Consider the following 13,577-nt stretch of genomic DNA (forward strand, 5'->3'; position numbering starts at 1 on the left):
TTGCAGCATAGCTTGTGGGCTGAGGTTGCCCGGTGCAAGCGTGATTCATCGACAAATAGTCACAAATGCCCATGAACCGCCAAATTTTCCAAGGCGCTTGCTTAACGCGAGGCGCAATGGCGTTATAAACGGTTAAAACTACAAGAGGTTGCCCTGATGTCGCTCGCCACGTTGCTCCACCGGTCCAGCCAGCCCAGCCCCGTTGTCAGCGCCGCACAGGCGCTGGGGCTGTTGCAGGCCTACTACGGCCTGCACGGTGCATTGACGCCATTAGGCAGCCAACAGGACCTTAACTTCCTGGTCGATACCGGGAGTGGACGCTTCGTGCTGAAGATCTGTCACGGCGATTACGCAACCAGCGAGCTGCAGGCCCAGCATGCCGCCCTGGCCCACCTGGCGGCCAGGGGCGTTCCCGTGCCGGCGGTGCGCCTGACCCGCGACGGTCGTGACCTGTTCAGCGCCGCGGTCGATGGCCGGTTGCTGCAAGTGCGGCTGCTCGAGTACATCGAGGGCCAGCCATTGACCCGCGTGGGGCATTTTAGTGCCGGGCTGCGGGCGGAAATCGGCCAGTTGTGCGCGCACGTCGACCAGGCCCTGGCCGATTTCGACCACCCCGGGCTGGCTCGCACCCTGCAATGGGACCCGCGCCACGCCCATGCCTTGATCGCCGAACTGCTGCCGTCGCTGGCCGACCTGGACCGTCACAGCCAGGTGGCCGAAGCGGCGGCCCAGGCCGAGCAGCGGCTGTTGGCGGTGCAGGATGAGCTGCCCAGCCAGGCGGTGCACCTGGACATTACCGACGACAACAGCGTGTGGCACCGCGATGCCCAGCGCCATTGGCGCCTGAGCGGGCTGATCGACTTCGGCGACCTGGTGCGCACCTGGCGCGTGGCCGACCTGAGCGTGACCTGCTCGGCGCTGCTGCACCACGTGGACGGCGACCCCTTCGCGATTTTGCCGGCCATCAAGGCCTACCATGCTCACAACCCGCTGACCCGTGCCGAGTGGCTGGCGCTGTGGCCGATGATCGTCGCCCGCGCGGCCGTGCTGGTGCTCAGCAGCGAACAGCAGTTGAGCGTGGCCCCCGGCAACGCCTACATCGCCGAGAATATCGCCCATGAGTGGCAGATCTTCGACGTCGCCACCTCGGTGCCCTTCGACCTCATGGAGGCGGCCATCCTGCAAGCGGTCGGGCTGGCGCCCACGCTGCCCGACCTGAGTGGCTGCGCCCCGCTGTTGCCCGGCCTGCAGCCCGCAGCGTTCCAGCGTGTGGACCTGGGCGTGCTCAGCGAGCACTTCACCGAGGGTAACTGGCAGCAGCCCGGCGCCGACGAGCGGCTGCTGATGGCCTATCCACAGGCCAGCGCCCTGTACGGCCAGTACCGGCTGTCGCGCACCCGCATCGACAGCGCCGAAGAGCCCGACACCTGCGCGCTGCACGTGGAACTGCACGTGCCGGCCGGCACCGCGGTGCAGGCGCCGTTCGCCGGTTTGCTGCGCCGCGCGGCCGACGCCGGGCTGTGGCTGGTGGGCGCAGGCGTGAGCCTGCACCTGTGGGGCGTGGACAGCGAGTTGGCTGCCGACACGCCCCTGGCCCGTGGCCAGGCCTTGGGCCAGGCCAACGGCATGCTGCTGGTACAGCTGTGCAGCGCCGAGGAACTCAGCCCGCCGTTGTTTGCCACGCCCTCGCGCGCGCAGGCCTGGCAAGCGCTGTGCCCCTCGCCGCGGCCGTTGCTGGGCTTCGATTGCGATGCGCCACCCCAGGTTGACCCCCAGGCCTTGCTGGCCCGCCGTGACGCCAGCTTCGCGCGTTCGCAGAAGCATTATTACCAGGCGCCGCCGCAGATCGAACGCGGCTGGCGCAACCACCTGATCGACCTGCAGGGCCGCTCTTACCTGGACATGCTCAACAACGTCGCGGTGCTGGGCCACGGCCATCCGCGCATGGCCCAGGTGGCCGCGCGGCAGTGGTCGCTGCTCAACACCAACTCGCGCTTCCACTACGCCGCCATCGCCGAGTTCTCCGAACGGCTGCTGGCGCTGGCGCCCGAGGGCTTCGACCGGGTGTTCCTGGTGAACAGTGGCACCGAGGCCAACGACCTGGCCATCCGCCTGGCCTGGGCCGCCAGCGGTGGGCGCGACATGCTCAGCGTGCTCGAGGCCTACCATGGCTGGTCGGTGGCCACGGATGCCATTTCCACCTCCATCGCCGACAACCCCCAGGCCTTGAGCACGCGCCCCGATTGGGTGCACCCGGTTACCGCGCCCAATACCTACCGTGGTGCGTTCCGCGGCGCGGGCAGTGCGGCGAGCTACGTGGCCAATGTCGATGTAACCCTCGCCAGGCTGACCGCCGAGCACCGTCAGGTCGCCGGATTCATCTGCGAGCCGGTGTACGGCAATGCCGGTGGCATCGCCCTGCCGCCGGGCTACCTGCAACAGGTCTACGCCAAGGTACGCGCCTTGGGCGGCGTGTGCATCGCCGACGAAGTGCAGGTGGGCTACGGGCGCCTGGGCGAGCATTTCTGGGGCTTCGAAGAGCAGGGCGTGGTGCCCGACATCATCACCATGGCCAAGGGCATGGGCAACGGCCACCCCTTGGGCGCGGTAATCACCCGCCGGGAAATCGCCGAGGCGCTGGAGGCCGAGGGTTACTTCTTCTCCTCCGCAGGCGGCAGCCCGGTCAGTTGCCAGGTCGGCATGGCGGTGCTGGATGTGATGGCCGAGGAAGGCCTGTGGGACAACGCCCGCGTGGTGGGTGGCCACTTCAAGGCGCGCCTGGAAGGCTTGATCGAACGCCATCCACTGGTGGGCGCGGTGCATGGTTCGGGCTTCTATCTGGGAGTGGAACTGGTGCGCAACCGCGAGACCCTGGAGCCGGCCACCGAAGAAACCGCGCAGCTGTGCGAACGCCTGCGCGAGCTGGGGATTTTTATGCAGCCTACCGGTGACTACCTGAACATCCTCAAGATCAAGCCACCGATGGTCACCACCCGCCAGAGCGTGGATTTCTTCGTGGATTGCGTGGACAAAGTATTGTCTGAGGACCTTTGATCCGGATTAATATCGATTATTTTTCGGTTTAGAATCGCAAGCTTCCAACAATCCTGAATTTACTTTATCTTTATTCAGATATTTATCGATTTGCTGAACGCCCCCGAAGGGGCCCAGGAGTCTGACCCGCCATGACCACGCTAACCACTACCCCACGCGCTGACGGCTTCCACATGCCTGCCGAATGGGCTCCGCAAACCCAGGTGTGGATGGTCTGGCCCGAGCGCCCGGACAACTGGCGCCTGGGCGGCAAGCCGGTGCAGGCTGCCCACGTGGCCCTGGCCAAGGCCATCGCCCGTTTCGAGCCGGTGACCGTCGCCGTCTCCGCCGGCCAGTACGACAACGCTCGTGCACGCCTGGACGCGCCGAACATCCGCGTGGTGGAAATCAGCAACGACGACGCCTGGGTGCGCGACACCGGCCCGACCTTCGTCATCAACGACCAGGGCGAAGTGCGCGGCGTGGACTGGGGCTTCAACGCCTGGGGCGGCTTCGACGGCGGGCTGTACTCGCCGTGGAACCGTGACGAGCAGCTGGCCAGCAAGGTGCTGGAGATCGAACGCTGCAACCGCTACCACACCGAAGGCTTCGTGCTCGAAGGCGGCTCCATCCATGTGGACGGCGAAGGCACCCTGGTGACCACCGAGGAATGCCTGCTCAACCGCAACCGCAACCCGCACCTCACCCGTGAGGAAATCGAGGGCGTGCTGCGCGACCACCTGGCGGTGGACACCATCGTCTGGCTGCCCGACGGCCTGTACAACGACGAAACCGACGGCCACGTCGACAACTTCTGCTGTTACGTGCGCCCGGGCGAAGTGTTACTGGCCTGGACCGATGATTCCAATGACCCCAACTACAGCCGCTGCCGCGCAGCCATGAGCGTGCTGGAGCACACCAAGGACGCCAAAGGCCGCACCTTTGTGGTGCACAAGATGCCGATCCCCGGCCCTTTGTATGCAACCGAAGACGAATGCGCGGGCGTCGATCCGGTGGCTGGTACCCAGGAACGCAACCCTTCCGTGCGCCTGGCAGGCTCCTACGTCAACTTCCTGATCGTCAACGGCGGCATCATCGCGCCGAGCTTCGACGACCCCAAAGATGACGAAGCCAAGGCCATCTTGCAGCGCATCTTCCCCGATCATGAGGTGATCATGGTACCGGGTCGCGAACTGCTGCTGGGCGGTGGCAATATTCACTGCCTGACTCAGCAACAGCCGGCGCCGTTTAAAGGCTGATCGAAGAGTCAAATGAAGAACCCGTCATGTGACGGGTTTTTTGTATCTGTGCGGAAATGTCCGGCTTGCGTGGCACAGGTTTTGTATCGGATACAACGGCTTAAATGCCGGTACGTGTCAATCGTACTGTCATAAAGCGTGGGTAAGTTTGCCGCTCACGGATCCGGGAAAAAGGTGTCGATATGAACGCAGTCAGTGAGCCGGCTTCGCATCCATCGTCTATCACTGCAGAGTCCCTGCAGCGTGTGGCGCAGTGGTTGAAATGCAACGGCAGTATCAAGATTCAAAAGGCAGACCCCCTTCAGGTGCTCAGCGAGCGCTACCCGGCAGGCCTGCTCAGCCAGGCGGAACTCGAAGCGCTGCTGGGCTCCTTCCACCACTAGTTGCAAAGTCGTCACGACGACGCAGTGCCATGAGGCATGGAGCCTCCCCCTCCTGTTGCAAATCTGGTTATAACCCCCGAACTTCTTGTAAATTGACACTTGCGCTGGCCCCCCGCTAGGATTCCGCCCAACGCCTGTGGCGAACAGCCACCTGTCCAGTATTCGATAAGGCCCGCGTTGCATTCGTGCACGCGGGCCTTTGCGTCTAGCGTCGGGGAAAACTTACTGGGCGGGGCGTCTTAACCAGCAATAAGGAAAACAAGATGTTGAACAAAAGTATCGGTCTGATCGCCCTTGGCCTGATCGGCAGCACCCAGGCCATGGCCAGCGATCAAGACGATGCAAAAGGCTTTGTCGAAGACAGCCACCTGTCGGTGCTGGTGCGCAACGCCTATATCAATCGTGATTACAAAGACGGTAACAAGGACAAGTCCGAGTGGGGCCAGGCCTTCATTGGCACCTTCACTTCCGGCTTCACCCAGGGCACCGTGGGCGTGGGCGTCGACGCCTTTGGCCTGTACGCCAAGAACCTGGAACAATCCGACAGCCGCAGCGGCGCTGGCGGTATCGACTTCTTCCGCCAGGGCAGCGACGGTTCGCCTGCCAGCGACCTGGCTCGCGCCGGCGCCGCGGTGAAGTTCCGCTTCTCCAACACCGTGCTGAAGTACGGCGACCAGATGCCGTCGCTGCCAGTGCTGAGCTACGACAACAGCCGCCTGCTGCCGGAAAGCTTCACCGGTACCATGATCACTTCGAAAGAGATCAAGGGCCTGGAGCTGAACGTCGGTCACTTCACCGAAGAAGCGCAGAAGAGCGCCGAAGGTCGTGACAGCGGCGAGCTGAAAAGCCTGAACGTCTACGGGGGCAGCTATGCCTTCAACGACAACTTCAAGGCGTCGCTGTACGGCACCACCATCGAAAACGTGATGAAGAAGCAGTACCTGGGCATGACCTACGTGCTGCCGATCCAGAAGGATCAGTCCCTGACCCTGGACTTCAACGGCTACAAGTCCGAGATCGACAAGCAACAGGTCGCGAAGGCTGGCCTGGACGGCGACGCCAACACCATCTGGAGCCTGGCGGCCACCTACGCCGTGGGCCCGCACTCGTTCATGGTCGCGCACCAGAGCAGCACCGGCAGCACTGGCTACAGCTATGGTGGCTACCAGCGTAAAGGCGGCGTCGGCGACGGTGGTACGTCCATCTACCTGACCAACTCCTACTGGTCGGACTTCAACGGTGAAGACGAGCGTTCGTGGCAGCTGGCCTACGGCCTGGACTTCGGCGCCTACGGCGTGCCGGGCCTGACCTACAAGTTCGCCTACGTGCGCGGCGACAACATCACCGCGGGCGACGCCACCGGTGGTACCGAGCGCGAAATCTTCAACCAGCTGCAGTACGTGGTGCAGCAAGGCCCGGCGAAGGACCTGACCCTGCGCGTGCGCAGCTCGATCCTGCGCGTGTCTGACAACGTCAGCGCCTACAACGTCAGCGGTAACGAAGTACGCGTGTTCGTCGACTACCCAATCAACATCTTCTGATTGGCTGGCAACGCATGATCAACAGGCCCCGCTTATAGCGGGGCTTGTTGTTTGTGGGCCTGGCGGCTGTCGCTGTAGGCCAGGAAGGCTTCGATGTCGTTGCTGCACAGGTAGCGCGCTGCCTGCTTCACCTCGTCCAGCGGCCAGTCCCACCAGGCGCTGGCGAGCAGGCGCTCGCGAATAGGCTCTTCGAAGCGCCAGCGGATGAACTTGCACGGGTTGCCGCCCACCACTGCGTAGGGCGGCACGTCGCGGGTCACCATCGCGCCCGCCGCCACCACCGCACCGTGGCCGATGGTCACGCCGGACAAAATGGTGACCCCGCGGCAGATCCAGCAGTCGCTGCCGATCACCACGTCGCCCTTGGACGGATTGTATTCGCCGGCGCCTTCCAGGCCCGGCAGGAAGGCCGGGAAGGGGAAGCTGCTGACCCAGTCGGTACGGTGCCCGCCGCCCAGCAGCACCGTGACTTCCTCGGCAATGGAAGAGTACGAGCCCACCGTGAAGGTGGTGTCGTTGCCGAACTTGACCACTTCGGGTTCGCCATACGAGCCCACGCCGATGGTGTACCGCGGGTAGCGGCGCTTCAGGCGTTCGTTGCCCTGCAGGATGGGGTCCAGGGCGCGGATGCGCTTGCGCTCTTTGTTAGCCTTGAGCTTCTTGAAAAACTTCATCGCGTACTCGTTCGCGTGCCAGGTCAACGCTTGTTGCGGCTGAACACCAGCCGTTTCAAGCGCCGGAGCGTAATTTTGTTCCATTGCCGCAAGGGAATGCTCAACAACAGCCCCCAGGCCTCGCGCTTGTTCGCCACCACGGCGTATTTCAGCGCCTTGTTGATCGTCACCGTGCGCCCCTGCTGGTACCCCGGGTGCGCACAGTAGGGCGCCAGCGCCTTCAGGTCCGCTTCCAGCAACACCCGGTAGCGTCGTGACAGGTTGTGCGGGTGGCGTCGGTAGCGGGTCACGTGCACGGGCAACTGGTGCACTTCGTAGCCGGCACTGGCCAGCCGCAGGGTGATCTGAAAATCCTGCACCTTGATGTCCGGGTCGTAGAAACCGGCCTTCTTCAAGGCGGCCATGCGGTACAGCGACACCGGCGCGCCCATGACGATGGCGCCGCTGACGATCTCGTCCAGGTGCAGGCGGCGCAGCGGCATGCTGCGCTGGCGCTTGGTGTCATTGCCCTGGCTGTCCATGTAGATGATCAGCGCCCCCACGCACCCCACTTCGGGGTGGGCGTCCAGGTAATCAGCGCGCACCCGCACCGAGTCGGGCAGCATGATGTCGTCCAGGTCGGGGGTGGCGACGTAGGTGCCGCGTGCATGGCGCAGGCCCGTGTTCAGCGCGGCGCTCACGCCCTGGTTGGGCTGGGTGTGCAACTGGAAGTCATAGGTCTGCTGCAGCGCCTTGAGCATGGCCACGCTGTTGTCGGTGGAGCCGTCGTCCACCACGATGACTTCGAAGTTGGGGTAGTCCTGCTCGAAGATGCTCTTGAGCGACGCTTCAAGGAATTTTTCCGCGTTGTAGCAAGGCGCGATAATGGACACCAGGGCGGCGTCAGGGTGGGGTTCGACATCTTGAGCGGTAGGGGAGGCGGTCATCTGTTGCCGGTCTTCCATTACATCGAAATGAATCGCGCGATACACGGCTCGACGGGCGGTGGCCGGGTGCTCATGGCACGGGCTCTACCCTGCGGCTATTGCCAGTGTTCGGTGCGCCTGGGGTACTATCGGATCCTCATTCGCACAGGACGTTCCGCGCCATGCTGCATTTGCATCTTCGTTTGGGGGCCACGTCGCTGGCTTTGTTCACCAGCCTGATGGTAGGCGTGGTAGTGCCGGCAGGTGCAGGGGAAATGATTGCCCTAAGCGCGGCCCAGCAGGAAATGGTAGACGGTATGGTGAAACTCGACGGCCAAATCGAGTATCAAAATATTGCTTTCGGCTTTGGCGTGATGCCTGGGGTGCCCACGGCCTACCAGGGCAGTGGTACGGATGACGGTGTGCTGATCCCTTTGGGCGGCGACCGCGAGATCACCGTCAACGCCGGTTACGACGCAGCCATGCTGGGCAGCACCCGGGCGGTGATGGACAGCGAATTGTCTGAAGTGGAGCCGGGCGGCGTGCAGCGCTCACCCGTGGTGCTGGACGCGCAGCCCGCCGAACAGGCCCAGTGGAGCGACAGCCAGGCGGTGCGCCGGGTGATCGTCGAATACCGCAGCACCGGCCCGGACGACGGCATCAACTACACCCTGCGGCTGCGCACCGATGCCCAGCACCAGCAGGCCGATGGCCAGGCGTTCGACGCGGTGGTGAAGTCGTTCAAGCACTACCAGATCCAGGAAGACTGAGCCCGCCTAACACACCGCCCCCGTAGCAGCGGCCGCAGGCCGCGTCCCACTCGCCGCGACCCGCCTGGCACACCGCCTGCGCAAGACGCCGCCTGGCGGCAGCTGCTACGGCCCGCCGCCCCGTAGCAGCGGCCAAAGGCCGCGTCCCACTCGCCGCGACCCGCCTGACACACCACCTGCGCAAGACGCCGCCTAGCGGCAGCTGCTACGGCCCGCCGCCCCGTAGCAGCGGCCAAAGGCCGCGTCCCATGCACCGCCGCCAACCCGACACATCACTGCTCGGTAGGAACAATCTCCACCGCAGTGATCTTCCAGCTGTCCTTGTCCTTGGCCAGCGTCACCTTCAGCACCTGGCTGTTGTCCTGGGTGGTGCCCAGCACCACGTTTTCCTGGGCGGTCGCGCCCTTGGCGGCCGTCTCGGTGACCTGGATATGGGTCAGCCAGGAGTCATCGTAGTCCTGGGACTTGATGAAGTAATCCTCGTCCAGCCCGTCCTCGCTCTTGGCCTGCTTGTCGATCGACTTGATCAGGCTGTCGGCCACGTACTGCTGCATCTGCTGCGGGTTGTCATCCAGCGGCACCTTGTCGTCGCTGAGCCGCTTCAGGTACCAGGCGTAGAAACTCTGGGTGGTTTGCTGGGCCGACGCAGGGGCATCGGCCATGGCGATGGAAAGGTGGAAACCAGCCAGTACACACAACAGGGAAAGCAGACGCTTCATGATCAGTTACCCAACAGAATGAGTGAGGGGTTGACGCAGCAAAGGCGCACAAAACAGCACGCATAGTACAGAGACCGGGCAGGGCAGGGCCAGTTGCACCAGGCACAAATGAAAACGCCACTCAGGCGAGTGGCGTTTTCATACAGCGGCGGTCAGTAGTGGAAGTTCAGCGTCACTTGCGCCGAACGCCCCTCTGCCCAGGTGGCGTAGATGGGGTACGAGGAGGCAAAGTACTTGCGGTCGAACAGGTTCTTCAGGTTCAGCTGCACGTCCATGGACTTGGAAATCTTGTAGGACGTCATCGCGTCGAATTCCGAGTAGCCCGGGGTCCATTTCTTCGTCGTCGCGCTGACCGAGGCGTAGGTCAGGCTGGAGGCTTTCATGCCGGCGCCCACGGTCCAGTCCGGGTTGATGTCGTAGTAGGTCCACAGCGTGACGTTGTGCTTGGGCACCATCACCATCGGCAGGCCGTTGCCGGTAGGGTTGGACGGGCCGGCGTCGGTGGTTACCGCGTCCAGGTAGGAATAGCCGCCGAATACGCGCCAGTTGCTGGTCAGGTCGCCCGCTGCGCCCAGCTCCACGCCGCGCACGCGCTGGGAACCGGCGTTGACGATGCCGCCCAGGCCATCGCTGACACGGGCATTGGTCTTGTCGGTCTGGAAAACCGCCGAGGTCAGCGACAGGCGACTGTCCAGCACGTCCCACTTGGCGCCCACCTCGATGTTGCGGCTGCGCTCCGGCGACAGGTCATTGTTGGTGGCGGTCAGCTGGTCGCTGCCACCGCCCAGGCCACCGTTGGCGCCCGGCGGGTTGGCCGAGGTGCCGTAAGAGGTATACAGGCTCAGGTTGGTGACCGGCTTGTACACCAGGCCCACCTGGTAGCTGAACAGGTTGGCGATGTTCTGCAGGTCGGCGGCGCCCGACTGCTCGGCCTGGATGTTGTAGTAATCCAGGCGCACGCCGGTGTTCAGCAGCCATTGTTCCGACAGCTTCAGGCTGTCGAAGGCGTAGGCCGATGCCGTGTTGGTGGTGGTATAGGTGGGCTTGCCGGGGAAGCTGTCACCGTTCAGCGTCGAGGTGCCGGTCCAGTCCATGTCCGGGTCCCACTGGCCGATAGACGTGCAGTTGCCGGCCACCGCGCAGCTGCCGCCGGTGCGGATGTTCTTGCCGGTGCTGTCGGCCACCAGGTAGCCCTCGTACTGGCTCTTCTCGTGGCTCAGCTCGATGCCGGTGGTCACGGTGTTGTCCAGGCCGAACAGCGAGGTCTGGCCGGTCAGCTCGGTCTGGTTGGCCAGGGTGTTGGTGGCGTACTTGCCGCTCTTGGCCTGCAGCTGCAACTGGTTGGACGTGGCGCTGACGAACTGCGGGTTGGTGGCGATGTAATCCAGGGTCGAGCGGCCGTAGGTGGTGGTGTTCTTCACCTTCCAGTTGTCGTCCAGCTCGTGCTCCACGCGGATCTCGCCGGTGTCGGTCTGGCCACGGCGGTAGTCGCGGTCTTTCAGGCCGTAGAACTGCGAGCGGCTGATCTCCGACGCTGGGGTGCCACCGGCAGCGTGGAACGGCACGCTGAAGTCCGGCATGTCGTCGGTGGACAAGTGGTAATAGCTGAGCGTGACCGTGGTCGGCTGGCCCAGCCCGAACGCGATGGACGGCGCGATGCCCCAGCGCTTGCTGAACACATCGGTGCGGCCCGGCTGGTCGGCGTCGTGGCCCATCACGTTGAGGCGGAAGGCGGTGCTGTCGTCGATCACCCGGTTCACGTCCAGGGTGGTGCGCTTGTAGGAATCGGTACCCACGCCAACGCTGGCGTCCAGCGAGTCCACCAGCTTCGGCGTCTTGGTCTCGATGTCGATGCTGCCGCCCACCGCGCCGCGCCCGGCGTACACCGAGTCCGGGCCCTTGATCACGCTGATGCGCTCCACATCGAAGGTTTCGCGGTTCTGCACGCCGGTGTCGCGCATGCCGTCCACGAAGATCGAGTTGCGTGACTCGAAGCCGCGAATCACCGGCCGGTCCGCCGACGGGTTGGCCGCCGCGTCACCGCCCAGGAAGGTAATGCCCGGCACCGTGCGCAGGGCATCGGTAAAGGTGGTGGCGCCACTCTTCTTGATCACTTCCTGCGGAATGACCGTGATCGAACGTGGGGTGTCGATCAACGGCGCCGTCAGCTTGTAGGACGGCAGCTCTTTGGTCTGGGTCTTGGCGTCAGCAACGGCGTCCACGGCCGTGGACGGCAAGGTGATGTCGGCCGCGTGGGCCAGCGGCATCAAGGTAACGAACGTGCTACAGAACAGGGCGGTATGCAGGCGTGATGGGGTGAACGTGAGCATGGGTTTTCCGCAGAGGGGCGAACGAGGGTGCGGAAAGATAGAGGGATTGTAACAAATTGTAAATAAAACATATTCGTATTCACGTTATATTTACACATCCCCGTAGCAGCGGCCGCAGGCCGCGTCCCATACGCCGCGCATGGGGGGCTGGCCTTGGACGCAGCCTTCGGCAGCTGCTACGGGGGAGGGTTTAACGCACGGGGTTGCTGACGCCTTCGATCTGGCGTTTTACCTGCAACGGGTCGTCGATGCCTTTCAGCACCAGGTCGCTGATGCCGCGGCCGGTGATGCGCACCGTGCCGAAGCCCAGCAACCGGCCCATCACCGTCTGGTCCAGGTCCACGGTCTCGATCGACGACAGCTTCATCTCGTCCGTGGTGCGGCTGATGATCCCGCGCTTGTGGATAACCCGCTTGTTGGTCACGCCATTCTCCTGGCAGCGCAGGCTCAGCCACTTGTAGATGGCCACCGGCGACAAAATGCCCACGGTCAGCACCGCCAGCAGCACCCAGAACCACACATTCACCCAGCTCAGCCAGTGCAGCTTGAAAATGGCCTCGACCTGTTCGCCGGTCGACAGGGAACTCTCGATATAGGTTTTGCTCGCCACGGGTAACTCCTTGCAGTTGATGCGCAGGACTCTACCACCCCCAGCCGGCGCAACGGCAAGCACACCCGTCGGACAGACGGTTGCCCCCCGCCAACCTGTGCGATGATGGCCCCAGGCCTTCTTCATGGTGACAAGCGTGGACGCTGATAGCGAACAGCCCCCACAGACCGACGTGACCGCAGACGAGCGCTTCCAAGGCCTGACGCGCTTGGCGCAACGACAGTTCGCCGTCGCCTGCGCCATGCTCATGCACACCCGCGACGGCCAGCCCGTGCTGCGCGCCAGCAGCGGCACCGCGCCGCGCGGCGACGCCGAAGTGCCGCGCAGCACCACGCCCATCCTCGATGCCGCCGGCCAGCCCCTGGGCGCGTTCATCCTGCTGGGCCGCCAGCAGCTGCACCCCGGTGAACTGCAACTGATGCACGACCTGGTGCAACTGGCCGCCGCCGCCCTGCTGGCCGAGCAGCAGGAAGCCGCCACCCGCCAGCAACTGGCCCGCCTGGCCCTGGCCATCGACAACAGCGGCACCGGCGTATGGGACCGCGACGTCGCCAACAACCAGATCCACTACTCCGCCGGCTGGAAAGCCCTGCTGGGCTACGAGCCCCACGAACTCACCCCGCACCTGCGCGACAGCTACAACCGCGTCCACCCCGACGACTTGCCCTTCGTGCAAGCCACCATCCAGGCGCACTTCCAGCAACGCACCAGCGCCTACGAAGTGGAACACCGCATCCGCTGCAAGGACGGCACCTACAAATGGATCAACAGCCGCGGCAAAGTCGTCGCCCGCGACGCCGCCGGCAACCCCCTGCGCATGATCGGCACCACCACCGACATCACCGAGCGCAAGCGCCTGGAAGCCGACCTGCAAGCCCACGCCAGCATCGACTTCCTTACCCAACTGCCCAACCGCCGCCACTTCATGCAACAACTCAACGCCCAGCAAAACAACGCCTGCGTGCTGATGCTCGACCTCGACCACTTCAAACACATCAACGACCGCTGGGGCCACGCCACCGGCGACCTGGCGCTGAAACACTTCGCCAGCATCCTCAGCGCCCAACTGCGCAAGACCGACGTCGCCGGGCGCATCGGCGGCGAAGAGTTCGCCGTGCTGCTACGCGGCACCCACAGCCGCGAAGCCTGCGCCTTCGCCGTGCGCTTGCAGGAAATGCTGGCGGTAACGCCGTTGATGCATGGCGGGCAGGTGATTGGGCTGACAGTGAGCATCGGCGTCAGCGACCTGCGCGAAGGGGATGGTGGGGCGGAGGCGGCGATGGGGCGTAGCGACCGGGCGCTGTACCGCGCCAGGGAGTGTCAGAAATTTTGTGTTCGGGCATAACATGAGTA

General features: G+C 64.2%; 11 protein-coding genes. 6 read left to right on the top strand and 5 right to left on the bottom strand.

The features are described 5' to 3' along the window. The first annotated feature begins 156 nt into the window (after positions 1 to 156). The 4 genes from RAM80_RS18740 to RAM80_RS18755 all read left to right on the top strand — a co-directional run bounded on the left by RAM80_RS18740 (position 157) and on the right by RAM80_RS18755 (position 6,216). A complete protein-coding gene (locus RAM80_RS18740; RefSeq protein WP_416421950.1) occupies positions 157 to 3,054 on the top strand; it encodes an aminotransferase in 2,898 nt (965 codons plus the stop codon). 131 nt (positions 3,055 to 3,185) lie between these two features. Further along, complete coding sequence (gene aguA, locus RAM80_RS18745) at positions 3,186 to 4,292, top strand: agmatine deiminase (protein WP_416421951.1); 1,107 nt, start codon at positions 3,186 to 3,188, stop codon at positions 4,290 to 4,292. Positions 4,293 to 4,474: 182 nt separating this feature from the next. Next, positions 4,475 to 4,675: a hypothetical protein gene (locus RAM80_RS18750; RefSeq protein ID WP_416421952.1), complete on the top strand. Its 201-nt coding sequence runs from the start codon at positions 4,475 to 4,477 to the stop codon at positions 4,673 to 4,675. 263 nt (positions 4,676 to 4,938) lie between these two features. After that, a complete protein-coding gene (locus RAM80_RS18755) occupies positions 4,939 to 6,216 on the top strand; it encodes an OprD family porin (RefSeq protein WP_416421953.1) in 1,278 nt (425 codons plus the stop codon). A 32-nt stretch (positions 6,217 to 6,248) separates the two neighbouring features. On the opposite strand, the gene RAM80_RS18760 is transcribed toward RAM80_RS18755, so the two are convergent. Continuing rightward, positions 6,249 to 6,890: a CatB-related O-acetyltransferase gene (locus RAM80_RS18760; protein WP_416421954.1), complete on the bottom strand. Its 642-nt coding sequence runs from the start codon at positions 6,888 to 6,890 to the stop codon at positions 6,249 to 6,251. Between the two features lie 23 nt (positions 6,891 to 6,913). Next, a complete protein-coding gene (locus tag RAM80_RS18765; protein ID WP_416421955.1) occupies positions 6,914 to 7,816 on the bottom strand; it encodes a glycosyltransferase family 2 protein in 903 nt (300 codons plus the stop codon). Positions 7,817 to 8,070: 254 nt separating this feature from the next. Here RAM80_RS18765 and RAM80_RS18770 point away from each other — a divergent pair, with 254 nt between their 5' ends. Continuing rightward, positions 8,071 to 8,565, top strand: a complete 495-nt coding sequence (locus RAM80_RS18770) for a hypothetical protein (protein WP_416421956.1) — start codon at positions 8,071 to 8,073, stop codon at positions 8,563 to 8,565. A 272-nt stretch (positions 8,566 to 8,837) separates the two neighbouring features. Here the strand turns inward: RAM80_RS18770 and RAM80_RS18775 are convergent, their stop codons facing one another. The 3 genes from RAM80_RS18775 to RAM80_RS18785 form a co-directional block, all read right to left on the bottom strand. After that, on the bottom strand, positions 8,838 to 9,284 hold the full coding sequence (locus RAM80_RS18775; RefSeq protein WP_416421957.1) for a DUF3828 domain-containing protein: 447 nt from the start codon (positions 9,282 to 9,284) through the stop codon (positions 8,838 to 8,840). Between the two features lie 152 nt (positions 9,285 to 9,436). Then, positions 9,437 to 11,614 carry a TonB-dependent receptor gene (locus tag RAM80_RS18780; protein ID WP_416421958.1) on the bottom strand — a complete coding sequence of 726 codons (2,178 nt, stop codon included), beginning with the start codon at positions 11,612 to 11,614 and terminating at the stop codon, positions 9,437 to 9,439. Positions 11,615 to 11,804: 190 nt separating this feature from the next. Further along, on the bottom strand, positions 11,805 to 12,224 hold the full coding sequence (locus RAM80_RS18785) for a PH domain-containing protein (RefSeq protein ID WP_416421959.1): 420 nt from the start codon (positions 12,222 to 12,224) through the stop codon (positions 11,805 to 11,807). Positions 12,225 to 12,360: 136 nt separating this feature from the next. Here RAM80_RS18785 and RAM80_RS18790 point away from each other — a divergent pair, with 136 nt between their 5' ends. Continuing rightward, a complete protein-coding gene (locus RAM80_RS18790) occupies positions 12,361 to 13,569 on the top strand; it encodes a GGDEF domain-containing protein (RefSeq protein WP_416421960.1) in 1,209 nt (402 codons plus the stop codon). Positions 13,570 to 13,577: the final 8 nt, after the last annotated feature.

The sequence above is a fragment of the Pseudomonas sp. App30 genome (assembly GCF_047947025.1).
Lineage (GTDB): Bacteria > Pseudomonadota > Gammaproteobacteria > Pseudomonadales > Pseudomonadaceae > Aquipseudomonas.

Excerpts from the sequence above, each read along its gene's own strand:
- RAM80_RS18740 (WP_416421950.1), top strand. The coding sequence starts at position 157 with ATGTCGCTCGCCACGTTGCTCCACCGGTCCAGCCAGCCCAGCCCCGTT.
- aguA (WP_416421951.1), top strand. The coding sequence starts at position 3,186 with ATGACCACGCTAACCACTACCCCACGCGCTGACGGCTTCCACATGCCT.
- RAM80_RS18750 (WP_416421952.1), top strand. The coding sequence starts at position 4,475 with ATGAACGCAGTCAGTGAGCCGGCTTCGCATCCATCGTCTATCACTGCA.
- RAM80_RS18755 (WP_416421953.1), top strand. The coding sequence starts at position 4,939 with ATGTTGAACAAAAGTATCGGTCTGATCGCCCTTGGCCTGATCGGCAGC.
- RAM80_RS18760 (WP_416421954.1), bottom strand. The coding sequence starts at position 6,890 with ATGAAGTTTTTCAAGAAGCTCAAGGCTAACAAAGAGCGCAAGCGCATC.
- RAM80_RS18765 (WP_416421955.1), bottom strand. The coding sequence starts at position 7,816 with ATGACCGCCTCCCCTACCGCTCAAGATGTCGAACCCCACCCTGACGCC.
- RAM80_RS18770 (WP_416421956.1), top strand. The coding sequence starts at position 8,071 with ATGATTGCCCTAAGCGCGGCCCAGCAGGAAATGGTAGACGGTATGGTG.
- RAM80_RS18775 (WP_416421957.1), bottom strand. The coding sequence starts at position 9,284 with ATGAAGCGTCTGCTTTCCCTGTTGTGTGTACTGGCTGGTTTCCACCTT.
- RAM80_RS18780 (WP_416421958.1), bottom strand. The coding sequence starts at position 11,614 with ATGCTCACGTTCACCCCATCACGCCTGCATACCGCCCTGTTCTGTAGC.